Below are 21,272 nucleotides of genomic sequence, written 5' to 3'. Positions count from 1 at the left end.
GGATCAGCTGGTGGGGACCACATGCATCTCCTCGGAGAACAGGCAGGCGTCCGGGTGGGAGGCCGAGCGCGGCAGCAGCTGCGGGTCCTCCTCGGCGCAGCGGTCCTGCGCCTTGAAGCAGCGGGTCCGGAACCGGCAGCCCGAGGGCGGGTTCGCCGGGCTGGGCACGTCGCCGTGCAGCAGGATCCGGTCCGACCGGCCGCGGTGCCGCGGGTCGGGCGAGGGCACCGCGGACAGCAGCGCCTGCGTGTAGGGATGGGTCGGGTGCTCGTAGATCTCCTCCTCGGTGCCGGTCTCGACGACCCGGCCGAGGTACATCACCGCCACCCGGTCCGAGGCGTGCCGGACGACCGAGAGGTCGTGGGCGATGAACAGGTAGGACAGGTCGAACTCGGCCTGCAGCGACTCCAGCAGGTTCACCACCTGCGCCTGGACGGAGACGTCGAGCGCCGACACGGGCTCGTCGCAGACGATGATCCGCGGCCGCAGCGCGAGCCCGCGGGCGATCCCGATGCGCTGGCGCTGGCCGCCGGAGAACTGGTGCGGGTAGCGGTTGAGGTGGTCCGGGTCGAGCCCCACCACCTCGAGCAGCTCCTGCACCTTCGCCCGGCGCTCGCCCTTCGGCGCCACCTCGGGGTGGATCTCGAACGGCTCCCCGACGATGTCGCCGACGGTCATCCGCGGGTTCAGCGAGGTGTAGGGGTCCTGCAGCACGATCTGGATGTCGCGGCGGACCTCCCGCAGCCGCTTGCGGCTCATCGTGAACAGGTCCTCACCGCGGTACGTCGCCGTGCCGGAGGTGGGCTCCTCGAGCCGGAGCAGCAGCTTGGCCAGGGTCGACTTGCCGCAGCCGGACTCGCCGACCAGGCCGAGGGTCTCGCCCGGGTAGAGGTCGAAGTCGACCCCGTCGACGGCCTGGACGTGACCGACCGTCTTCTTGAACAGGATGCCCTGGGTCAGCGGGAAGTGCTTGGTCAGCCCGCGGACCGACAGCAGCGGCTCAGGCGTCTGCGCGCTCGGTGTCATGGAGCACCTCCTCGTAGTAGTGGCAGGCGCTGCGCCGGTCGGCGGCGACCTCGTACAACGGCGGCTCGTCGGCGCTGCAGTGCGGGCGCACCCGGGGACAGCGGGGGTGGAAGCTGCACCCGGTGGGGACGTGGGTGAGGTTCGGAGGTGCGCCGCCGATCGGGGTGAGCCGGACGCCCTTCTGCTCCAGCCGCGGGATGGAGGCGATCAGCCCCTCGGTGTAGGGGTGCGCGGGCCGGGCGTAGAGGTCGTCGATGCCGGCGGTCTCCACGACCCGGCCGGCGTACATCACCGAGACCCGGTCCGCGACCTGTGCGACGACGCCGAGGTCGTGGGTGATCAGGATCAGTCCCATCCCGGTGTCGCGCTGCAGCTCGGCGAGCAGGTCCATGATCTGGGCCTGGACGGTGACGTCGAGCGCCGTGGTCGGCTCGTCGGCGATCACGATGTCGGGGGAGAGCGCGAGCGCCATCGCGATCATCACCCGTTGCCGCATCCCCCGGAGAACTGGTGCGGGTAGTCGCCCACCCGCTCGGTCGCCGAGGGGATGTGCACCCGGTCCATCAGCTCCGCGGCGTGCCGCAGGGCCTCGTCCTTGGAGGTGCCGCGGTGGGCGCGGAACATCTCGGCGATCTGCCAGCCCACCGGGTAGACCGGGTTCAGCGCGCTGAGCGCGTCCTGGAAGATCATCGAGATCCGCTCCCCGCGGATCCGTCGCCGCTGGTCCTCGGGCATCGTCAGCAGGTCGGCGCCCTCGAAGCGGACCGCTCCGCGGGTCACGAACGCGGGCGGTGAGTCGAGGATGCCCATGATCGCCTGGGCGGTCACGCTCTTGCCGGAGCCGGACTCGCCGAGGATGGCCAGCGTCTCGCCGCGGTTCAGCGTGTAGTCCACCCCGTCGACCGCGTGCACGACGCCGTCCCGGGTGCGGAACTCGACGGCGAGGTCGTCGACGTGCAGGAGGGGCTGCTTCGTGGGCTGGCTCATGTCACCTCAGCTTGGGGTCGAGGGCGTCGCGCAGCGCGTCGCCCATGAGGATGAAGCTGAGCACCGTCAGGCTCAGGAAGAGACCGGGGAACAGCAGCAGGTGCGGCGAGGAGAGCACCCGGGTGTCCGCCTCGCTGATCATCAGCCCCCACGAGATCGCCGGCAGCTGGAGGCCGACGCCGAGGAAGCTCAACGCGGCCTCGGCGGCGATGATGATGCCGATGTAGATGGTCGCGTAGACGATCACCGGAGCGATCGCGTTGGGCAGGACGTGCCGGGTCAGGATCCGCAGGTCGCCGGCGCCGAGCGCCTTGGCCGCCTTCACGTAGTCGGCGTCGCGCACGCTGAGCACCGAGGACCGGGTGAGCCGGGTCATCGTCGTCCAGCCCAGCAGCACCAGGACCACCACCACCCAGAACAGGCTCTGCTCGCTGACCACGCTGAGCACCACGATGGCGCCGAGGATGAACGGCAGCCCGAAGACGACGTCGGTGAACCGGGAGATGACGGTGTCCACCAGGCCGCCGTAGTAGCCGGCCAGCGAGCCGAGCACCAGCGCGATCAGCACGGAGAAGAACGTGACCACGGTGCCGATGACCATCGACACGCGGGCGCCGTAGACGACCAGCGTGTAGTAGTCGCAGCCCTGCAGGTCGAAGCCGAACCAGTGCTCGGCGCTCGGGGAGCCCAGCGAGCGCTCCAGCGGGCAGTTGCGCGGGTCGCCGTCGGTGAACAGCTGGGGGAAGGCCGCCATCACCGCGAAGATGACGACCAGGCTCGCGGACACCAGGAAGATCGGGTTGTGCCGCAGCTCGCGCCAGGCGTCCGCCCAGAGGCTGGCCTTGCGCCCGGAGAGCTCCTCGGACTCCTCCGGCGGGGCCGGCGCGGCCTGCTCGGTGGCGACGGGTGTGCGGGTCTCACTCATAGCGGATCCTCGGGTCGAGTACGGCGTAGAGAAGGTCGACGACCAGGTTGGCCAGGATGAAGACCAGCACCAGCGCGGTCACGATGCCGACCACGACGGGCCCCTCCTGGGTGCGGACCGAGAGGAAGACCTGCTGGCCGATGCCGGGCAGGTTGAAGATGCCCTCGGTGATGATCGCGCCGCCCATCAGCGCCCCCAGGTCGATGCCCAGGTAGGTCACCACCGGAATCAGCGAGTTGCGCAGCGCGTGCCGCCCGACCACCCGACCGCGGGTCAGCCCCTTGGCCGTCGCGGTGCGGACGTAGTCGGCCCGCAGGTTCTCCACGAGGCTGGTCCGGGTCAGCCGGGCGACGTACGCCAGCGAGATCGCGCCGAGTACCAGCCCGGGAGCAGGTAGCTGTACCAGCCCTGGGAGACCCCGGCGATCGGGAACCAGCCGAGCTTCACCCCCAGCAGGATCTGGGCGGTGAACCCGAGCACGAAGACCGGCACCGAGACCACCAGCGTCGTGCTGAGCAGCACCAGGTTGTCGATGTAGGAGCCCTTGCGCAGCCCGGCGAGCACGCCGGCGGCGATGCCGATCAGGATCTCGAACCCGAAGGCGACCAGGGCCAGCTTGACCGTGACCGGGAACCGCTCGGCCATGATCTCGGAGACCTCACGGCCGCGGAAGCTCTCCCCGAAGTCGCCCTGGACGAGGCCGGCCATGTACTTGCCGTACTGGACCAGCAACGGGTCGTCGAGGTTGTAGCGGTCCTGCAGCTCGGCGTAGACCGACGGCGAGATCGGCTTGTCGCCGGCCAGCGCCCGGATCGGGTCGCCGGGCAGCGCGTAGACGAGCGCGAAGATGATGAAGGTGGTCCCGATGAACACCGGGATCGCCTGGAGAAGCCGCCGCACCACGTAGCGACCCATGGGGGACCTCCTGGTCGAGAGCGAGTGGGAGCAGGGGAAGGAGCGAGAGGTGGTCCTCCCGGGCAGCCTGGGGAGGAGGGAGCGGCTGCCCGGGAGGGCCGGTTCCGGGGGTGCTAGCCGACGACCTCGATGTCGGAGACGTTCACCCGGGTGAAGGCGTCGATCACGACGTTCTCGACGTTCTCCGTGTGCGCGGCCTGGACCTGCCCGAACCACATCGGGATGTTCGGCATGTCCGCGAGGATCAGGTCCTCGGCCTGCTGGTAGAACTCGATGCCCGCCTCGACGGTCTCGGCCGCGTTGCCCTTCTCGATCAGCGCGTCGACCTTCTTGTTCGAGTAGCCGAAGTTGTTCGACGAGCCCGAGGTGCTGTAGATCGGCTCCAGGTAGTTCTGCGGGCTGGGGTAGTCCATGACCCAGCCGAGCCGGAACGGCCCGGTGACCTTCTCGGCGTCGAGCAGCGCGAGGTACTCCGCGAACTCGAGGGACTTGAACTTGATGTTCTCGATGCCGAGGTTGCTGCGCAGCTGGTTGGAGACCGACTCCATCCAGGCCTCGTGGCCGGCGCCGCTGTTGAACCACAGCGTCAGCGTGCCGTCGTAGCCGCCGGCGGCGTCGAACAGCTCCTTGGCCTTCTCCGGGTTGTAGCTGCACGCCTCGCCGCACGGGTCACCCCGGGAGCCGGCGACCACCGGGGAGACCAGGGACTTCGCCGGCGTGAAGGAGCCGTTGAAGATCGCCTTGATGATCGCCTCGCGGTCGATCGCCATCGAGATCGCCTTGCGCAGCCGGACGTCCTGGAACGCCGGGTCGTAGAGCGGGTAGCCGACGTAGGTGAACGACGAGCTCGGCCGCTCGATGAAGCGGTCGCCGAACTGGGCCTTCGCGTCGGCGATCCGCTCGGGCGGCACCGCGTCCATGACGTCGAGGTTGCCGGCGAGCAGGTCGTTGTAGGCGGTGTTCACGTCGGAGTAGATGGCGAACGTCACCTCGTCGGCCTTGGCCGCCTCGCCGCCGTAGTTCTCGTAGCGCTTCACCTTGATCTGCTGGTTGTGCTCCCACGAGCCGTCCATCTGGAACGGGCCGTTGCCGATCGGCTGCTCCTCGAACGCCTTGGGGTCGTCCTCGTAGGCCTTGGGCAGCGGGTAGAAGGCGGTGTAGCCGATGGTCAGCGGGAACTGGCTGAACGGTGCCTTCAGCTCGACGGTGAAGGTCTGGTCGTCGACCACCTTCAGCCCCGACATCTCGGTGGCCTTCGGCTCGCCGCCGCCCTCGGGGGCCTGCAGGTCGTCATAGCCGACGATGTTCTCGAAGAAGTAGGAGTTGCCGTAGGCGTTGGGGCTGTAGGCGCCGGCGTTCCAGGCGCGGACGTAGGAGGCCGCGTCGACCGGCTCGCCGTTGTGGAACGTCCAGCCCTCCTTGAGGGTGATCGTCCAGTTCTGCTGGTCCTCGGACTCGACCGAGGCGGCGACGGCGTCGTCGCTGTCCTCGCCCCACAGCGGGTCGGAGGTCTCGGGGTCGAAGTTGACCAGCGGCGTGAACAGCGCGTTCAGCACCTCGGCGCCACAGGTCTCGTTGGTGTTCTGCGGGACCAGGTGCTCGGGCTCGCAGACGTAGACGGAGAAGCCTCCGCCCGACGCGCCGGAGGTCGAGCCCCCGTCGTCGCCGGAGTCCTGTCCGCAGGCGGTGAGCAGCATCGCTGCTGCCACCAGGCCCGCGGACAGGCGCAGTCCTCGGTGAGTGCGCATCGTCGCCTCCAGGGATCGGGATGGGTGGAGGCGTCAACGTAGGCAGCGGCGGACCGGGTGAGGAAGGTCACCGCAGGGGTATGGCGTCAGCTGTCACGGGACCGCAAGGTTCAGCGGCCGCTCGTTGCAACAATCGTCATGTTCTCGTCACATCCGGGCGCCCAGGCACGTCCCGGGGTGCCCCGGGCCCGGTCCGGGGGTCAGCGGTCCGCGGCGTAGCGGACCCCGACCTGACGGCGGATCACGTCCATCTGCCGCATCAGCGCCACGGTCTCGTCCAGCGGCACCAGCGGGCTCTCGATCTCCCCGTTGCGCAGGCACCGGACGACCTCGAGCGCCTCGTGCACCAGGCCGGTGCCGAGGAACGGCTCGTGCAGCGTCTCGGTGCTGCCGTCGGCGCCGGTCCAGGTGACCGTCCGGGGGTGGTGGAACGCCTCGCCGAAGTCGAGACGGCCCAGGTCGGTGGCGATCGAGGCGGTGCGCGGCGACAGTGAGGTCATCGACGCGGTCAGCGCGGCGATCGCGCCCGAGGCGTAGGACTGCACCATCGCGATGTCGAGGTCGACGCCGCTCCCGGACAGCCCGGCGGTGGCCGCCACGTGGGCGGGCTCGCCGAGGAACAGGTGGGCGAAGGTCAGCGGGTAGATCCCCATGTCGAGCAGCGCGCCGCCGCCGAGCGCGGGGTCGAGCAGCCGGTCGGTCGGCGGCTTGTCGACCCGGAAGCCGAGGTCGGCGCGGACCTGCCGGACCTCGCCGATCGCGCCGCTGTCGACGAGCTGGCCGAGCCGACGGATCATCGGCAGGCAGCGCATCCACATCGCCTCCATGAGGAACAGGCCGCGGGCCCGGGCCTCCGCGGCCAGCTCGGCGGCGTCGTCGCCGGTCAGCGTGATCGCCTTCTCGCACAGCACCGGCTTGCCGGCCTCGAAGGCGAGCATCACGTGCTCCTTGTGCAGCGCGTGCGGAGTGGCGACGTACACGACGTCGACCTCGGGGTCCTCCACCAGCGCCCGGTAGTCGCCGTAGGCGGTGCCGATGCCGTGCTCGGCGGCGAACCGCACGGCGGACTCCAGGCGCCGGGCGGCGACCGCGGTGACCTCGCACCCGTCGGCCTGCGCCAGGTTCCGGGCGAAGGTGGTGGCGATCTTCCCGGTGGCCAGCACCCCCCAGCGGACCGGGCGGTCCGCGGGCAGCGGGGCGGCGACCCGGGGGCCGGCGGCGACGTCGAGCGGGGGCAGGTCGGCGAGGAGGCTGGTCACCCGGTCATTGTTCCCCGAGGTGGCTCCCGGCGCCCGTCCGACCGCGTCGGTGGCGTCACGCGGGCGTTCCCAGGCGCCCCGGCGCGACACGGGACCAGACTCGCCCGAGCGAATGACATGGTTGTGGTTCGTCGCCTACGATGGGGCGCGAGGAGTCGGGAACGGTCCCGCACCGCCCCGGACACCACCACCGCCAGACCCAGGAGTCGACACATGGACGCCGCGAACGCACTGCCCGACGGACCCGACGCCGCGATCGGCGAGGAGCTGTCCGAGCGCGACCGCGAGATCCTGAACTTCGAGCGCCAGTGGTGGAAGTACGCCGGCGCCAAGGAGCAGGCGGTCCGCGACAAGTTCGACATGTCCTCCACCCGGTACTACCAGGTGCTCAACGCCCTGATCGACCGTCCCGAGGCCATCGCGTTCGACCCGCTCCTGGTGCGACGGCTGCGCCGGCTGCGCGCCGCCCGTCAGCGGGCCCGCTCCGCCCGCCGCCTCGGCTTCGAGGTCTGAGATGGGCCGCACGACACGGCTGGGCCGCCGCGTCCTCGACCAGCGGGGGATGGCCCTCACCTCACCCGTCGCGCTGCTCTCCGCGGGCGCGGTCGTGGTCGCCGGTGTCGCCTTCCTGACCACCGGCTCCGACCAGCCCGAGCCGCAGCAGTCGGCCGCCCCGGTGGCCAGCTCGGCGCAGCCCAGCGTGACCCCGGTCAGCAAGGCTCCCGAGCCGGTCATCCGCGAGAAGCGCGAGAAGAAGCCGAAGCCGCCGAAGAGCCCGCCGGTCAAGCGCGGCGAGACCTACGTCGAGGTCTACAACAACTCCGGGATCAGCGGCCTCGCCGGCAGCACCGCCGCCCGTGCCCAGGGCGCGGGCTGGCAGGTCGTCGGCTCCGACAACTGGTACGGCACCATCCCGGCCAGCACCGTCTACTACCCGGCCCGGCTGAGCGCGGAGGCCAAGCTGCTCGGCCGCGACCTGGGCATCACGCGGCTGATGCCCGCACAGGGCGAGATGCGCCTGGACCGGCTGACGGTGATCCTCACCAGCGACTACGACGGCTGAGCCCCGCGACCGCGGGCTGCGCGCTCCGCGGCGTCGTGGTTGGGTGGGGCCATGGACGCGATCGAGGTGCTCGACCCGCAGGCCCGCTCCCGGTACGACGCCGTGGCCGGCGTCGCGCGTGAGGCGCTCGTCGGCCTCGACTTCGACGGCACGCTGGCCCCGATCGTCGAGGACCCCGACCGGGCCCGGATCCATCCCGACGGCCCCGAGGTGCTCGTCGAGCTGGCCAGCCGGGTCCGGGCCGTCGCGGTGATCACCGGCCGGCCGGCCCGCCAGGTGGTCGAGCTGGGCCGGCTCGAGGAGGTCGCCGACGCGCTGCCCCCGAGGCGCTGCTGATGGTGCGCGGGCAGTACGGCAACGAGCAGTGGGACTCCCGGGGCCGGTCCTTCAGCAGCCCGGAGGTGCCCGCCGGGCTGGCGGCCTTCCTCGAGGAGCTGCCGGCGCTGCTGGCGGACGCGGACGCCGGCGAGGCCTTCGTCGAGCACAAGGGGCTGGCGGTCGCGGTGCACACCCGCCGGCTCGCGGAGCCCGCGGCCGCGTTCGCCCGGCTGCAGCCGCGGCTCACCGACGCCGCCGAGCGCCACGGCCTGGCCCTGGAGCCGGGCCGGCTGGTCCTGGAGGTCCGGGCCCCCGGGATGCACAAGGGTCACGCGCTGCGCCAGGCGGTCGCCGACGTCGACGCGGGGGCGGTGCTCTTCGCCGGCGACGACCTCGGCGACCTCGAGGCGTTCGAGGCGGCCCGCTCCTACCGCGACCAGGGACTGCCGGTGCTGCTGGTCTGCTCGGGCTCGGCCGAGGAGCAGGCCCTCGCCGAGATCGCCGACCTGGTGGTGCCGGGTCCCGAGGGCGTGCTCGGTCTGCTCAGGCAGCTGGCGCGCGCCGCCGCTCCCGGGCGCTGAGCAGCGGGTAGCCGCCGTCGGCCAGCCCGGCGAGCCGCTCGAAGGCGTTGTGGGTGGCCGGGTCGCTGCCGCGCAGCAGCGACCAGCCGGCAGCGACGGCGTACAGCGGCAGCATCGGCAGCCCCAGGCAGGCGGCGTACTGCCAGGTGTGCCGCTCCTCGTGCGCGAGCAGCAGCGGTCGCCGGGCCAGCCAGTCCTCGTCGTGGCGGGTCAGCACGACGTTGCCCAGCGTGAAGGCCGAGGCGACCGGCAGCGGCAGCCGGTAGCCGGTGGCCAGCAGGAGGTGGCGCGGCCCCGGCGCAAGCCGGGCCCGACCGGCCCGGGCCACGACCAGACCGAGCGCGGTCGACCCGTTCACGCCGTTGAGCACCTGCCGCAGGCGCCACCTGTCCATGGGGTCCATGGTGCCCGGAGTCCCGGTTCCGGGGCGGCGCCGGGGCCCTCGGACGGCGCGTCGGTCTGAGCAGCGGGACACCATGTCTCGGATGGTGGACCTGCTGTACACATCCTGAGACGGCTACCTACAGTGGTGCCTGCTCATCAAGAGGGGCAGAGGGACACGGCCCGACGAAGCCCCGGCAACCCGCCGCGACGACCTCCGCGAGAGACGCGGACGTCGTGCGGCCACGGTGCTAATTCCGTCCCGTTGCCGAGAGCCGGCGAGCGGGGAAGATGAGAAGGAGACCCTTCTTGAGCACGTCAGTCCTCGACACCAGCACCGGCAGCACCGGCCCCAGCGCGGCCGGCCGCCACCTCCGCGACGGCGCCTTCGGGAACGCGCGCAACCTGGTCTGCCGCGAGTGCGGCGCCACCCAGGAGCTCGGCCCGTTCTACGCCTGTCAGGAGTGTTTCGGGCCCCTGGAGATCGCCTACGACTACCCGAGCATCACCCGCGCCGAGATCGAGGCCGGGCCGAAGAACATCTGGCGCTACCAGGCGCTGCTGCCGGTGCCCACCGACATCGCCTCCTCGCCGAACATGGAGCCCGGCTTCACCCGGCTGCTGAAGGCCGACAACCTCGGCCGCGCGCTCGGCATGAAGAACCTCTGGGTGAAGGACGACTCCGGCAACCCGACGCACTCCTTCAAGGACCGCGTCGTCGCGGTCGCCCTGTCCGCGGCCCGCGAGCTCGGGATGACGGTGTTCGCCTGCCCCTCGACCGGCAACCTCGCCAACGCCGTCGCCGCCGCCGGGGCCCGCGCCGGGATGAAGACCGTGGTGTTCATCCCCGCCGACCTGGAGCGGGCTAAGGTGCTCACCAGCGCCGTCTACACCGACTCGCTGGTCGCCGTGAACGGCAACTACGACGACGTGAACCGGCTCGCCTCGGAGATCGCCGGCGAGGAGGAGGGCTGGGCGTTCGTCAACGTCAACGTCCGCCCCTACTACGCCGAGGGCTCCAAGACGCTGGCCTACGAGGTCGCCGAGCAGCTCGGCTGGCGGCTCCCGCAGCAGGTGGTCGTGCCCGTCGCCTCCGGCGCGCAGCTGACCAAGATCGACAAGGGCTTCACCGAGCTGGCCCGCCTCGGGCTGGTCGAGGAGACGCCCTACAAGGTGTACGGCGCCCAGGCGACCGGCTGCTCGCCGGTGTCGGCGGCCTTCAAGTCCGGCCACGACGTCGTACGCCCGGTCCGGCCGGACACCATCGCCAAGTCGCTCGCGATCGGCAACCCGGCCGACGGGCCCTACGTGCTCGACGTGACCCGGCGCACCGGCGGGGCCGTCGAGGACGTCACCGACGAGGAGGTCCGCGACGGCATCCAGCTGCTCGCGCGCACCGAGGGGATCTTCGCCGAGACCGCCGGCGGCGTCACCATCGCTACCCTGAAGAAGCTCGTGGAGACCGGCCAGCTCGACCCGGACGCCGAGACGGTGGTCTTCAACACCGGCGACGGCCTCAAGACCCTCGACGCGATCGCGGACCGGGTCGGCCCGGCCGCCACGATCGACCCGAGCTACGCCGCCTTCACCGCGACCGGCCTGGCCTGAGCGCCGCCCCGCCGTCCCGACCGTCCCAGAGGAGCCCCGCATGAGCACCGTCTCGGTCCGTATCCCGACCATCCTGCGCACCTACACCGGGGGGCAGTCCGAGGTGCCCGCCTCCGGCGGCACCCTGGCCGAGGTGCTTGAGGACCTCGACGCCCACCACCCCGGCATCAAGGCCCGGATCCTCGACGACCAGGGCGCGATCCGCAGGTTCGTGAACGTCTACGTCGGCAACGACGACGTCCGGTTCCTCGAGGCGCTCGACACGGCCACCCCCGAGGGGGCCCAGGTCTCGGTGATCCCCGCCGTCGCCGGCGGCTGACCCCCGGCCGCGGCCGGCGCCGTGGCGCGCCTCAGCGCTCGTCGCCGTCCCGGTCCGGCTGTTCGCCGGTGTCACCCGGTCGGTGCTGCCGACCCGGAGGGACCGGACGGGTGCCGCAGGCAGACTCCGGGTCGAACCGGTCCTCGGAGCCCCCGGCGTCCCCACGGCCGTCGTCGCCGCCGTCCCGGCGGGCCGATGCGTGCTCGGCAACGCAGTGCGCCCAGGCGCGCATGAGCCGGCCGTGGCTGGCCGGCCCGTGCTGGTGGCGCATCCACCCCGGCTCTGGCCGGTTCTTCTTCTCGTGCTTCTCCCGGCCCCGGGCGGCCGGTGCGGGCCCGGCCGCGACGGCCGCCCTGGCGCTGGTCACGTCAGCGCGGCCGTCGAGCGTCACCGACAGCGCCGGGAGCACCCCGGCAGTCACGGCGGCGAGGGCGCCGAGCAGCGCCACGACCGTCACGAGAGCCTTCATCGAGCCAGTGTGTCGGAGGCGCGCTGTGTCCGGAATAGCCCGCCCGGAGTGAAATCCACGCATCCGGGCGGCCCAGCCGCCACGATGGTGGCCATGTACGGCGACCGACCCGAGCCGCTCGAAGCCGCCGCCTCGTTCGTGGGCAGCCGCTTCCCGCAGGCGCGGGCGGCGTTCCTCGGCGGCAGCGTGCTCACCGCCGAGCGGACGCCCACCTCCGACCTCGACGTGGTGGTGCTGCTCGCCGGGCCGCCGGCGCCGTACCGGGAGACCTTCGAGCACGAGCGGTGGACCGTGGAGGCGTTCGTGCACACCCGGCAGAGCCTCGACCACTTCTGGGCGCTGGACGCCGGCCGTCGGGTCTGCTCGCTGCTGAGGATGTGCGCGCTCGGGGCGGTGCTCACCGACCCTGCCGGGATCGCCCCGGAGATCGCGGCGACCGCGGCCGCCCGGATCGCCGCCGGCCCGCCAGCGCTGGACGCCGCCGAGCTCGACGCGATGCGCTACCGGCTGACCGACCTGCTCGACGACCTGGCCGGCTGCGACGTGGAGGACGAGCTCGTCCACCTGGCCGGCGCGGTGCTGCAGCGGACCGCCGAGCTGGCCCTGGCCACGGCCGGTCGCTGGAGCGGGGGCGGCAAGGCCCTGGCCCGGGCCCTGCGCGACGCCGACCCGGACCTGGCCGAGCGGCTGGTCGACGGGCACCGGCACGTTGTGCTCTACGGCGACACCGCGGTGCTGCACCGGGCCGCGGTCGAGGTGCTGCTGCGCGCCGGGGGACCGCTGCTCGTCGGCTACCGGCTGAAGGGGTGAGGAGCAGTCATCTGACCGATGGCAGAGCCCGCGCGCCGGTGCCAGACTCCTCTCATGGCCCTCCCGACGCCCGGATTCGCAGGCCGCCCCCGCCGCCCGCGCTCCGACCTGCCTCCTGGCCAGTACCTCACCGACGACTTCCCGGTGCTCTCCGCCGGGCCCACGCCGCGGGTGGACCTCGCCTCCTGGCAGCTGAGCGTGACCACCGAGACCGGCGAGGAGCACGCCTGGTCCTGGCCCGAGCTGCAGGCGCTGCCCCACGAGGAGATCACCGTCGACCTGCACTGCGTCACACGGTGGTCCAAGCTCGGCACGAGCTGGACCGGGGTGAGCCTCGACGCGATCCTGGCCGACGTGGAGACCGAGGCCGACTTCGTGATGGCGGCCAGCGACGGCGGCTACACGACCAACCTGCCGCTGGAGGACCTGCTCGACGGCAAGGCCTGGGTGGTGCACGCCTACGACGGGGAGCCGCTCTCCCCGAGCACGGCGGGCCGGTGCGGCTGCTGGTGCCGCACCTCTACCTGTGGAAGAGCGCCAAGTGGCTGCGCCGGCTCCGGCTGATGGTGGACGACGAGCCCGGGTTCTGGGAGAGCCTCGGCTACCACGCCTACGGCGACCCGTGGCGCGAGCAGAGGTACTCCGAGGAGTGAGCTGGCTGCTCGGCACGGTCCGGGAGGTCCGCGAGGAGACGGCCCAGGCGCGGACCCTCGTGCTCGACGTGCCCGGCTGGCCCGGTCACCGCGCCGGCCAGCACGTCGACGTACGCCTCACCGCGGCCGACGGCTACACCGCGGTCCGGTCCTACTCGGTGGCGTCGGCGGCCGGCGCCGACGTGGAGCTCACGGTCGTCGAGGTCGACGGCGGCGAGGTGTCGCCGTACCTCGTGCGAAGCCTCGCGGTCGGCACCGTCCTAGAGCTGCGCGGACCCCTGGGAGGGTGGTTCGTCTGGCACCCGGACGGCGGGCAGCCGGTCCAGCTCGTGGCCGGCGGCAGCGGCGTGGTGCCGTTGATGGCGATGCTGCGCACCCGCGAACGGCTCCGGGACAGCACGCCGATGCGGCTGCTGTACTCCGTGCGCGACCCGGACGCGGCGCTCTACACCGCCGAGCTGGAGCGGCTCGGCAGAGCCGCCGCCGGCCCGCAGGTCCGGTGCTTCTGGACCCGGCGACCGCCCACCGGGGCGCCGAGGCGGGCCCGGCTGGGGGCCGCCGACCTGGCCGCCGCGACCTGGGAGCCGGCCCTGGTGCCGACGGTCTTCGTCTGCGGGCCCACCGGCTTCGTCGAGGCGGTCACCGGCCTGCTCGTCGGGCTCGGCCACGAGCCGGGCCGGATCCGCACCGAGCGGTTCGGAGGAGGTGGGGAACCATGAGCGGCGAGCACGAGCCCCTGGACGGCAACGCCGCGGCAGGGACGCTGGCCGAGGCGTTCGGCGTCGACCTCACCGCGGCCCGCGGGGAGTGCCTCGGCTGCGGCGCCCGGGCACCGCTCGCGGCCACGGTGGCCTACCGGCACGGGGAGGACTGGGTGCTGCGCTGTCGCGGGTGCGACGCCGTGCTGCTCCGGGTGGTGCGCGCCCCGGACCGGGTCTGGGTCGAGCTGGGCGGCCTGCGCTCGCTGCGGCTGCCCGCGTCCCCGGAGCGGTCGGCGCCTCGATAGCGTCGGTCGCATGACCGAGGTGCTGCTGGTGACCTGCTCCGCGCTGCCCGACGGCGAGGTCGGCGGCGGGCTGCTCCTCGAGGCGCTGGCCGCGCGGGGCGTCTCGGCGCGATGGACCGTCTGGGACGACCCGGCGCAGCGGTGGGATGAGGCCGGCGTCGTCGCGGTGCGCAGCACGTGGGACTACGAGCACCGGCACCAGGAGTTCCTCGGCTGGGCGGACTCGGTGGGGCCGGCCCTGCTCAACGGCGCCGCGGCCTTCGCCTGGAACACCGACAAGTCCTACCTCGTGCAGCTGGCCGAGGCCGGCCTGCCCGTCGTGCCCACCGTCGTGGTCGAGGACCGCAGCGGGCTGGCGCCGGCGATCGCCGCGTTCGGGCGCTCCGTGGTCAAGCCACGCGTCGGTGCCGGTGGTCGCGGGGTCCTGGTGGTCGACCCCGCGCCCGCAGCCGGTCCGGGCGTCGAGCCCGCGTCCGGGCTCGCGCCGGGCCCCTGGGTGGTGCAGCCGCTGGTGGAGTCGGTCCGCACCGAGGGGGAGACCTCGGTGTTCGTGCTGGGCGGTCAGGTCGTCGCGCAGGTGCAGAAGCGGCCGGCCGGCGGGGAGATCCGGGTGCACGAGGAGTACGGCGGTGCCTCCGTCCCGGTCCCGGTGAGCACTGAGGCCGCCGCCCTGGCCGGCGAGGCGGTGGAGACGGCGCAGCGGCTGCTCGGCGTACCGCTGGCCTATGCGCGGGCCGACCTGATGCGGCTCCCGGGCGGCGAGCTGGTGCTCAGCGAGCTGGAGGTGACCGAGCCGGGGCTCTACCTCGACCTGGTGCCGCAGCTGGCGGAGGCGTTCGCGGACCTGGTCGCGAACGCGCTCGGGGACACCGGCCCGCACACGTAAGTGGCCGGAGCTGCGCGCTCGCGCGCGCCGCTCCGGCCGAAACCCCGTCGCACCCACGAGGTGGTCCCAGGTTAGGACCGGGCCGTCGAGGGGGTCAATGGCCCGGACAGACCATGCCGCATGGTCTGGACAGTCGGGACCCCCGCCGCATCGCGCCGCCTTGCACTCGGGTGGGGCGAGTGCTAAAAAGTCATTAGCACTCTCCTCGTGAGAGTGCCATGAAGAAGCACAGTCATCGGACCGGAAGATGAGGTCCTGGGCGCGGCAGGAAGGGTCTGCCGGTCAGTCGGGGGCCGTCCGTCGCGGGCATCGACCGGACCATCCATATCTACGCGTGAGGATTCGCGGAGAATGCCGAAGCTTATTGCGTTCAACGAAGAGGCCCGTCGTGGCCTCGAGCGTGGCATGAACACGCTGGCTGACGCCGTCAAGGTGACGTTGGGCCCCAAGGGTCGCAACGTCGTCCTGGAGAAGAAGTGGGGCGCCCCCACCATCACCAACGACGGTGTCTCGATCGCCAAGGAGATCGAGCTCGAGGACCCGTACGAGAAGATCGGGGCCGAGCTCGTCAAGGAGGTCGCCAAGAAGACCGACGACGTCGCGGGTGACGGCACCACCACCGCCACCGTGCTGGCCCAGGCCATGGTCCGCGAGGGCCTGCGCAACGTCGCCGCGGGTGCGAACCCGATGGCGCTGAAGCGCGGCATCGAGGCCGCCGTCGAGGCCGTCTCCGAGCAGCTGCTCGGCATGGCCAAGGACGTCGAGACCAAGGAGCAGATCGCCTCCACCGCCTCCATCTCCGCCGCGGACTCCTCCGTCGGCGAGATCATCGCCGAGGCGATGGACAAGGTCGGCAAGGAAGGCGTCATCACCGTCGAGGAGTCGAACACCTTCGGCCTCGACCTCGAGCTCACCGAGGGGATGCGGTTCGACAAGGGCTACATCTCGGCCTACTTCGTCACCGACGCGGAGCGGATGGAGACGGTCCTCGAGGACCCCTACATCCTCATCGCGAACCAGAAGGTCTCGAACGTCAAGGACCTGCTGCCGCTGCTCGAGAAGGTCATGCAGTCCGGCAAGCCGCTGCTGATCCTCGCCGAGGACGTCGACGGCGAGGCTCTGTCCACGCTGGTGGTCAACAAGATCCGTGGCACCTTCAAGTCCGTGGCCGTCAAGGCTCCGGGCTTCGGTGACCGCCGCAAGGCCATGCTGCAGGACATCGCGATCCTGACCGGTGGCCAGGTCATCTCCGAGGAGGTCGGCCTCAAGCTCGAGAGCACCGGCATCGAGCTCCTCGGCCAGGCCCGCAAGGTCGTCGTGACCAAGGACGAGACCACCATCGTCGAGGGCGCCGGCGACGGCGACCAGATCGCCGGACGGGTCAACCAGATCCGCGCCGAGATCGAGAAGAGCGACTCCGACTACGACCGCGAGAAGCTGCAGGAGCGCCTGGCCAAGCTGGCCGGCGGTGTTGCGGTCATCAAGGTCGGCGCGGCCACCGAGGTCGAGCTCAAGGAGCGCAAGCACCGCATCGAGGACGCCGTTCGCAACGCGAAGGCGGCCGTCGAGGAGGGCATCGTCGCCGGAGGTGGCGTGGCGCTCGTCCAGGCCACCGACAAGGCGTTCGAGAAGCTCGACCTCGAGGGGGACGAGGCCACCGGGGCGCAGATCGTGCGCTTCGCCTCCGAGGCCCCGCTGAAGCAGATCGCGATCAACGCCGGTCTCGAGGGTGGCGTCGTGGCGGAGAAGGTGCGCAACCTGAAGGCCGGTCACGGTCTGAACGCTGCCACCGGCGAGTACGTCGACATGATCGCCACCGGCATCATCGACCCCGCCAAGGTGACCCGCTCGGCGCTGCAGAACGCAGCCTCGATCGCGGCGCTGTTCCTCACCACCGAGGCCGTCGTGGCCGACAAGCCGGAGAAGGCTCCGGCCGGCATGCCGGGCGGCGACGGCGGCATGGGCGGCATGGACTTCTGAGTCCAGCCCCACCCCGCACCACAGCACCCGCAGCACCCGCAGCAAGCAGGAGGCCCCGACCGGCTGGTCGGGGCCTCCTGTCGTTCGTCAGCGGACGTTGTGCGGGCGGAACTGGATGCTGACCCGGGGGCCGACCGGGCGGGTGCTCTTGAGGACGGCGTGCTCCCAGGTGCGCTGGCACGAGCCGCCCATCACCAGCAGGTCGCCGTGCCCGACCAGGAACGAGACCGGCTCGCCGGTGGCGTGGCCTGGCCGCGGCCGCAGCGAGAGCCGGCGCGCGTCGCCGAGGGAGACGATCGCGACCATGGTGTCGTGGCGGTTGCTGCGCCCGATCCGGTCGCCGTGCCAGGTGACGCTGTCGCGCCCGTCGCGGTAGTAGCAGAGGCCCGCGGTCGTGAACGGCTCGCCCAGCTCCTCGGCGTAGTGCGCGCTGAGCCGCTCGCGGGCCTGCGCGAGCACCGGGTCGGGCAGCGGCTCGTGGGCGTCGTAGAACTTCAGCAGCCGGGGTACGTCGACGACCCGGTCGTACATCTGCCGGCGCTCCGCCCGCCACGGCACCTCGCGCACCAGCCGGGCGAACAGCTCGTCGGCCCCGCGGACCCAGCCGGGTCGCACGTCCACCCAGGCGCCGGCGCCCAGCCGGTGCCGCAGCAGGCCGGCGGCGAGGTCGCCGAACCCGGCCGGCGCGCCGCCGACCGGTGCCGCCGGCTCGCCGAGCAGGTCGTCGAAGAGGGACGCCTGGAAGTCCACGCTCATGGCCGGCAGCCTACGCCTCTTCGAACAGGTGTTCTAGGAGCGGCGCGAATGAGACCCAGGGTGTCGTATTCGTCCGGTCAGGGTCGAACCAGGGACGAACCAGGGGTGAAGTAGTCGGTAAACCGGTGTCGGAGGCCACCACCCACCTCCTAGGTTCGGGGGTGACGGAGAACCGCGGCGACGAGCCCGACGCCGCGCCCCGCCGAGAACCCCTGAAAGGCAGAACCTCATCGTGACCGAGCAGACCCTCACCCAGACCCACGCGGCCCGCGTGCTGAACCTGACCAAGATCTACGGCTCCGGCCAGGCCGAGGTGCGTGCGCTCGACGGCGTCACCCTCGACCTGCACCGCGGCGAGTTCACCGCTGTCATGGGCCCCTCCGGCTCGGGCAAGTCCACCCTGATGCACTGCTGCGCCGCGCTGGACACCGCGACCAGCGGGTCGGTCTTCGTCGGCGAGACCGAGATCTCCCGGCTCAAGGACAAGGAGCTGACCCGGCTGCGGCGCGACCAGATCGGCTTCGTCTTCCAGTCCTTCAACCTGGTGCCGACCCTGACCGCGGAGGAGAACATCCTGCTGCCGCTGTCGATCGCGGGGCGCAAGCCGGACCCCGACTGGTACGCCACCGTCATCGACACCGTCGGGCTGCGCGACCGGCTCGACCACCGGCCCAACGCCCTCTCCGGCGGCCAGCAGCAGCGCGTCGCCGTCGCCCGGGCCCTGGCCAGCCGTCCCTCGATCGTCTTCGCCGACGAGCCCACCGGCAACCTCGACTCCCGCTCCGGCGCCGAGGTGCTGACCCTGCTGCGCCGCTCCGTCGACGAGTTCGGCCAGACGATCGTGATGGTCACCCACGACCCGGTCGCGGCCGCCTACACCGACCGGGTGGTCTTCCTCGCCGACGGCAAGGTCGTCGACGAGCTGCGCCACCCCGACCGCGAGACCGTGCTGGCCCGGATGGCGCACATGGACGCCCGGCAGCTCGACCGCGCGGCCACCGACCCGGCGGAGCAGCGCTGATGCTGAAAGCTGCCTGGAAGAGCCTGCTCGGGCGCAAGCTGCGCCTGCTCATGAGCACGTTCGCCATCGTCCTCGGCGTCGCGTTCGTGGCCGGCTCGATGATCTTCACCGACACCCTCGCCCGCTCCTTCGACGCGATCTTCGCCTCCTCGGTCGGCGACGTGGTCGTCCGCCCGGTCGGCGGCAGCAGCGACGACGGCACCCCGACCACCAAGACCCTTCCCGCCTCCCTGGTGCAGGACCTCGCCTCCGTGGACGGGGCGGCCCGCGCCGACGGCAACGTGACCTCCTTCGGCGTCTTCGTCGTCGGCAAGGACGGCAAGGTCATCGGCGGGCAGGGCGCCCCCGGCATCGGCCTGAACTGGAATGACGCCCCGGCCGCGCACGGTCTCGAGGGGCTGGAGATCACCGCCGGCCACGAGCCCACCGGCCCGAAGCAGGTGGTCCTCGACGAGAGCACCGCCGAGCAGGCCGGCTACCTGATCGGCGACACCGTCCAGCTCGTCACCTCGGGGAAGCAGCCGGTGCTGCGACCCACCCTGGTCGGCACGGCCAGCTTCGGGGACGGCGCCTCGACCAACGGCGCGACGATCACGATCTTCGACACCGCGACCGCCCAGAAGCTCTTCGTCGACGGCAAGGACGTCTACAACGACGCCTGGGTGACCGCCGACGGGATCAGCCAGGCGGAGCTGCGCGACAACGTGGCTGCCCGGCTGCCCGCCGGCTTCGAAGCGGTCACCGGGGACAAGGCCGCCGACGAGTCCGCCAGCGACCTGGTGCAGGCGATCTCCTTCATCAGCACGTTCCTGCTGATCTTCGCCGGCATCTCGCTGGTGGTCGGCAGCTTCCTGATCGTCAACACCTTCTCGATCCTGGTCGCGCAGCGCAGCCGCGAGCTGGCGCTGCTGCGCGCCCTGGGCGCGTCCCGTCGCCAGGTCACCCGCTCGGTGCTGTTCGAGGCGGTGGTGCTCGGCTTCGTCGGCGCCACGATCGGCCTCGGCCTCGGCGTGCTGCTGGCCATGGGCATCCGGACGCTGTTCGCGACCTTCGGCCTCGACCTGTCCGGCCAGTCGCTGGTCTTCGCCCCGCGGACGGTGCTGGCGGCGTACGTCGTCGGGGTGCTCGTGACGGTGGCCGCGGCGTACGTCCCCGCCCGTCGCTCGGCGCGGATCGCGCCGGTGGCCGCGCTGCGCGACGACGTGGCGATGCCCGAGTCCTCGCTGCGCCGGCGGCTGCTGTTCGGCGCGGTGCTGATCGTGGCCGGCGCCGGCGCCATGCTCGCCGGGCTGTACGCCGACGTGCCCCGGCCGGGCTGGTGGGTCGGCGGCGGGATCCTCGCGGTGCTGCTCGGCGTCGCGGCCGCGGCGCCGGTGATCAGCCGCCCCGTGGTGGCGTCCGGCGCGGTGCTCTACCGCCGGGTCTACGGGACGGTGGGGAACCTCGCCGGGCAGAACGCGCTGCGCAACCCGCGGCGCACCGCCGCCACCGCCTCGGCGCTGATGATCGGCCTGGCGCTGGTCACCACGATGTCGATCCTCGGCTCCTCGGCCAAGGCCAGCGTCGACCAGACGGTGAAGGAGAACTTCTTCGCCGACCTGGTCGTCTCCAACGTGGTCGGCGTGCCGTTCTCCACCACGATCGCCGACCGGATCGCCAAGACCGACGGGGTCGCCGTGGTGAGCCGGCTGCGCTACGCCAACGCCTCCTTCGACGGCGGCGGGCAGGGCCTGATGGGGATCGAGCCGAAGACGCTGGAGCGGGTCGCCGACGTGGGCATGGTCTCGGGGTCGGTGGAGGACCTGCGCGACGGCACCGTGATGGTCAGCGAGTCGCGCGCCGCCGACGACGACCTCGCGATCGGCGACACCGTGACGCTGAAGCTGCCCTCGGGCAAGGAGCGGCTGGAGGTCACCGGCATCTACGACTCCAACAGCCCGCTGCTGTTCCTGCCGTTCACCACCACGCTGAAGACCCTCGAGAACGCCGACTTCGCGCCGGCCGACAACTACCTGCTGGTGGGCCTGAAGGACAACGTCGACGCCTTCGCGGTGCAGCGCGCCATCGAGGAGCAGACCGCCGACCTGCCGACGGTGACCGTCAAGGACCAGGCCGGGTTCGCCGAGGAGCAGCGGGCGCCCATCGACCAGCTGCTCACGATCATCTACGCCCTGCTCGGGCTGGCGCTGGTGATCGCGGTGCTCGGCATCGTCAACACGCTCGCCCTGTCGGTGATCGAGCGGACCCGGGAGGTCGGCCTGCTGCGCGCGATCGGGCTGAGCCGCGCCCAGCTGCGCCGGATGATCCGTCTCGAGGCCGTGGTGATCGCGGTCCTCGGTGCGGTCCTCGGCGTGGGCATGGGCATCGTCTTCGGCGTCGCGCTGATGTCGTCGCTGCGCGACGACGGCCTCGAGGTCCTGGTGGTGCCCGGCTGGCAGCTGCTGCTGTACGTCGTCGCGGCCGGCCTGGTCGGGGTGCTGGCCGCGGTCCTGCCGGCCCGCCGGGCCGCGCGGCTCGACGTGCTGCAGGCCATCGCCACCGAATAGGGGGCAAGTCGCCCC

The 21,272-nt window shown here is 72.0% G+C and carries 20 protein-coding genes, 3 pseudogenes and 1 riboswitch; of the genes and pseudogenes, 14 read left to right on the top strand and 9 right to left on the bottom strand.

Annotated elements, in window-relative coordinates; translation table 11 throughout:
• Positions 1 to 3: 3 nt before the first annotated feature.
• The 6 genes and pseudogenes from H9L09_RS05370 to H9L09_RS05345 all read right to left on the bottom strand — a co-directional run bounded on the left by H9L09_RS05370 (position 4) and on the right by H9L09_RS05345 (position 6,860).
• The gene (locus tag H9L09_RS05370) at positions 4 to 1,026 is read right to left on the bottom strand and encodes an ABC transporter ATP-binding protein (protein WP_187579676.1); all 1,023 of its coding nucleotides are present in this window, start codon (positions 1,024 to 1,026) and stop codon (positions 4 to 6) included.
• A pseudogene (locus H9L09_RS05365) lies at positions 1,001 to 2,013 on the bottom strand (ABC transporter ATP-binding protein). Before H9L09_RS05365 ends, H9L09_RS05370 begins: the two are co-directional and overlap by 26 nt.
• 1 nt (position 2,014) lies before the next feature.
• Complete coding sequence (locus H9L09_RS05360) at positions 2,015 to 2,938, bottom strand: ABC transporter permease (protein ID WP_187579675.1); 924 nt, start codon at positions 2,936 to 2,938, stop codon at positions 2,015 to 2,017.
• Positions 2,931 to 3,853, bottom strand: a pseudogene (locus H9L09_RS22615) (ABC transporter permease). The gene H9L09_RS05360 and the pseudogene H9L09_RS22615 overlap by 8 nt, the downstream one beginning before the upstream one ends.
• Positions 3,854 to 3,966: 113 nt before the next feature.
• Positions 3,967 to 5,601, bottom strand: a complete 1,635-nt coding sequence (locus H9L09_RS05350) for a peptide ABC transporter substrate-binding protein (RefSeq protein WP_187579674.1) — start codon at positions 5,599 to 5,601, stop codon at positions 3,967 to 3,969.
• A 200-nt stretch (positions 5,602 to 5,801) separates the two neighbouring features.
• The gene (locus H9L09_RS05345; protein ID WP_246456296.1) at positions 5,802 to 6,860 is read right to left on the bottom strand and encodes a Gfo/Idh/MocA family protein; all 1,059 of its coding nucleotides are present in this window, start codon (positions 6,858 to 6,860) and stop codon (positions 5,802 to 5,804) included.
• Between the two features lie 213 nt (positions 6,861 to 7,073).
• Between H9L09_RS05345 and H9L09_RS05340 the strand changes: the two genes are divergently transcribed.
• From H9L09_RS05340 to H9L09_RS05330, 4 genes are read left to right on the top strand one after another with little or no spacing between them, the layout of a single operon-like run.
• The gene (locus H9L09_RS05340; RefSeq protein WP_187579673.1) at positions 7,074 to 7,373 is read left to right on the top strand and encodes a DUF3263 domain-containing protein; all 300 of its coding nucleotides are present in this window, start codon (positions 7,074 to 7,076) and stop codon (positions 7,371 to 7,373) included.
• 1 nt (position 7,374) lies between these two features.
• Positions 7,375 to 7,923 carry a LytR C-terminal domain-containing protein gene (locus H9L09_RS05335; protein WP_187579672.1) on the top strand — a complete coding sequence of 183 codons (549 nt, stop codon included), beginning with the start codon at positions 7,375 to 7,377 and terminating at the stop codon, positions 7,921 to 7,923.
• Between the two features lie 51 nt (positions 7,924 to 7,974).
• Positions 7,975 to 8,259 (top strand): trehalose-phosphatase, encoded by a 285-nt coding sequence (locus H9L09_RS21915; protein ID WP_246456295.1) that lies wholly within the window; start codon positions 7,975 to 7,977, stop codon positions 8,257 to 8,259.
• Positions 8,259 to 8,822 carry a trehalose-phosphatase gene (locus H9L09_RS05330; protein ID WP_246456294.1) on the top strand — a complete coding sequence of 188 codons (564 nt, stop codon included), beginning with the start codon at positions 8,259 to 8,261 and terminating at the stop codon, positions 8,820 to 8,822. Before H9L09_RS21915 ends, H9L09_RS05330 begins: the two co-directional genes overlap by 1 nt.
• On the opposite strand, the gene H9L09_RS05325 is transcribed toward H9L09_RS05330, so the two are convergent.
• Positions 8,785 to 9,216, bottom strand: coding sequence for a hypothetical protein (locus H9L09_RS05325; protein ID WP_187579671.1), 432 nt, complete (start codon positions 9,214 to 9,216; stop codon positions 8,785 to 8,787). The genes H9L09_RS05330 and H9L09_RS05325 overlap by 38 nt on opposite strands.
• Positions 9,217 to 9,356: 140 nt before the next feature.
• Positions 9,357 to 9,501: riboswitch (SAM riboswitch) on the top strand.
• Between the two features lie 11 nt (positions 9,502 to 9,512).
• On the opposite strand from H9L09_RS05325, the gene thrC reads away from it, so the two are divergent.
• The gene (gene thrC, locus H9L09_RS05320; protein WP_246456293.1) at positions 9,513 to 10,811 is read left to right on the top strand and encodes a threonine synthase; all 1,299 of its coding nucleotides are present in this window, start codon (positions 9,513 to 9,515) and stop codon (positions 10,809 to 10,811) included.
• 40 nt (positions 10,812 to 10,851) lie between these two features.
• Positions 10,852 to 11,130: a MoaD/ThiS family protein gene (locus H9L09_RS05315; protein WP_187579669.1), complete on the top strand. Its 279-nt coding sequence runs from the start codon at positions 10,852 to 10,854 to the stop codon at positions 11,128 to 11,130.
• Between the two features lie 31 nt (positions 11,131 to 11,161).
• Here H9L09_RS05315 and H9L09_RS05310 read toward each other — a convergent pair whose 3' ends face one another.
• Complete coding sequence (locus tag H9L09_RS05310) at positions 11,162 to 11,599, bottom strand: hypothetical protein (RefSeq protein ID WP_187579668.1); 438 nt, start codon at positions 11,597 to 11,599, stop codon at positions 11,162 to 11,164.
• A gap of 93 nt (positions 11,600 to 11,692) precedes the next feature.
• On the opposite strand from H9L09_RS05310, the gene H9L09_RS05305 reads away from it, so the two are divergent.
• The 6 genes and pseudogenes from H9L09_RS05305 (at position 11,693) to groL (ending at position 16,934) form a co-directional block, all read left to right on the top strand.
• Positions 11,693 to 12,409, top strand: a complete 717-nt coding sequence (locus H9L09_RS05305) for a nucleotidyltransferase domain-containing protein (protein WP_187579667.1) — start codon at positions 11,693 to 11,695, stop codon at positions 12,407 to 12,409.
• Positions 12,410 to 12,427: 18 nt separating this feature from the next.
• Positions 12,428 to 12,939 (top strand): annotated as a pseudogene (locus H9L09_RS05300) (molybdopterin-dependent oxidoreductase); the annotation flags it as partial.
• A 119-nt stretch (positions 12,940 to 13,058) separates the two neighbouring features.
• Positions 13,059 to 13,781 carry a ferredoxin reductase gene (locus H9L09_RS05295; protein WP_246456291.1) on the top strand — a complete coding sequence of 241 codons (723 nt, stop codon included), beginning with the start codon at positions 13,059 to 13,061 and terminating at the stop codon, positions 13,779 to 13,781.
• Positions 13,778 to 14,068 (top strand): DUF6510 family protein, encoded by a 291-nt coding sequence (locus H9L09_RS05290; protein WP_187579665.1) that lies wholly within the window; start codon positions 13,778 to 13,780, stop codon positions 14,066 to 14,068. Before H9L09_RS05295 ends, H9L09_RS05290 begins: the two co-directional genes overlap by 4 nt.
• A 10-nt stretch (positions 14,069 to 14,078) precedes the next feature.
• The gene (locus tag H9L09_RS05285; RefSeq protein WP_187579664.1) at positions 14,079 to 14,954 is read left to right on the top strand and encodes an ATP-grasp domain-containing protein; all 876 of its coding nucleotides are present in this window, start codon (positions 14,079 to 14,081) and stop codon (positions 14,952 to 14,954) included.
• Between the two features lie 351 nt (positions 14,955 to 15,305).
• Positions 15,306 to 16,934: a chaperonin GroEL gene (gene groL, locus H9L09_RS05280; protein WP_187579663.1), complete on the top strand. Its 1,629-nt coding sequence runs from the start codon at positions 15,306 to 15,308 to the stop codon at positions 16,932 to 16,934.
• A gap of 87 nt (positions 16,935 to 17,021) precedes the next feature.
• Here the strand turns inward: groL and H9L09_RS05275 are convergent, their stop codons facing one another.
• Positions 17,022 to 17,690 (bottom strand): alpha-ketoglutarate-dependent dioxygenase AlkB, encoded by a 669-nt coding sequence (locus H9L09_RS05275; protein ID WP_187579662.1) that lies wholly within the window; start codon positions 17,688 to 17,690, stop codon positions 17,022 to 17,024.
• A 232-nt stretch (positions 17,691 to 17,922) separates the two neighbouring features.
• Here H9L09_RS05275 and H9L09_RS05270 point away from each other — a divergent pair, with 232 nt between their 5' ends.
• Together H9L09_RS05270 and H9L09_RS05265 are read left to right on the top strand one after the other, a co-directional pair.
• On the top strand, positions 17,923 to 18,711 hold the full coding sequence (locus tag H9L09_RS05270; RefSeq protein WP_187579661.1) for an ABC transporter ATP-binding protein: 789 nt from the start codon (positions 17,923 to 17,925) through the stop codon (positions 18,709 to 18,711).
• Entirely contained in the window at positions 18,711 to 21,257 is a 2,547-nt protein-coding gene (locus H9L09_RS05265) for an ABC transporter permease (RefSeq protein ID WP_187579660.1), read from the top strand. Before H9L09_RS05270 ends, H9L09_RS05265 begins: the two co-directional genes overlap by 1 nt.
• The last annotated feature ends 15 nt before the right edge of the window (positions 21,258 to 21,272 follow it).

This window comes from Nocardioides mesophilus, assembly GCF_014395785.1.
Taxonomy (GTDB): Bacteria; Actinomycetota; Actinomycetes; order Propionibacteriales; family Nocardioidaceae; genus Nocardioides_B; species Nocardioides_B mesophilus.
The sequence above is the reverse complement of the archived record's forward strand: the minus strand, read 5'-3'. Positions and strand labels throughout refer to the sequence as shown.

Coding starts and splice junctions, on each gene's coding strand:
- H9L09_RS05370 (WP_187579676.1), bottom strand. CDS start 1,026: ATGACACCGAGCGCGCAGACGCCTGAGCCGCTGCTGTCGGTCCGCGGG.
- H9L09_RS05360 (WP_187579675.1), bottom strand. CDS start 2,938: ATGAGTGAGACCCGCACACCCGTCGCCACCGAGCAGGCCGCGCCGGCC.
- H9L09_RS05350 (WP_187579674.1), bottom strand. CDS start 5,601: ATGCGCACTCACCGAGGACTGCGCCTGTCCGCGGGCCTGGTGGCAGCA.
- H9L09_RS05340 (WP_187579673.1), top strand. CDS start 7,074: ATGGACGCCGCGAACGCACTGCCCGACGGACCCGACGCCGCGATCGGC.
- H9L09_RS05335 (WP_187579672.1), top strand. CDS start 7,375: ATGGGCCGCACGACACGGCTGGGCCGCCGCGTCCTCGACCAGCGGGGG.
- H9L09_RS21915 (WP_246456295.1), top strand. CDS start 7,975: ATGGACGCGATCGAGGTGCTCGACCCGCAGGCCCGCTCCCGGTACGAC.
- H9L09_RS05330 (WP_246456294.1), top strand. CDS start 8,259: ATGGTGCGCGGGCAGTACGGCAACGAGCAGTGGGACTCCCGGGGCCGG.
- H9L09_RS05325 (WP_187579671.1), bottom strand. CDS start 9,216: ATGGACAGGTGGCGCCTGCGGCAGGTGCTCAACGGCGTGAACGGGTCG.
- H9L09_RS05315 (WP_187579669.1), top strand. CDS start 10,852: ATGAGCACCGTCTCGGTCCGTATCCCGACCATCCTGCGCACCTACACC.
- H9L09_RS05310 (WP_187579668.1), bottom strand. CDS start 11,599: ATGAAGGCTCTCGTGACGGTCGTGGCGCTGCTCGGCGCCCTCGCCGCC.
- H9L09_RS05305 (WP_187579667.1), top strand. CDS start 11,693: ATGTACGGCGACCGACCCGAGCCGCTCGAAGCCGCCGCCTCGTTCGTG.
- H9L09_RS05290 (WP_187579665.1), top strand. CDS start 13,778: ATGAGCGGCGAGCACGAGCCCCTGGACGGCAACGCCGCGGCAGGGACG.
- H9L09_RS05285 (WP_187579664.1), top strand. CDS start 14,079: ATGACCGAGGTGCTGCTGGTGACCTGCTCCGCGCTGCCCGACGGCGAG.
- groL (WP_187579663.1), top strand. CDS start 15,306: ATGCCGAAGCTTATTGCGTTCAACGAAGAGGCCCGTCGTGGCCTCGAG.
- H9L09_RS05275 (WP_187579662.1), bottom strand. CDS start 17,690: ATGAGCGTGGACTTCCAGGCGTCCCTCTTCGACGACCTGCTCGGCGAG.
- H9L09_RS05265 (WP_187579660.1), top strand. CDS start 18,711: ATGCTGAAAGCTGCCTGGAAGAGCCTGCTCGGGCGCAAGCTGCGCCTG.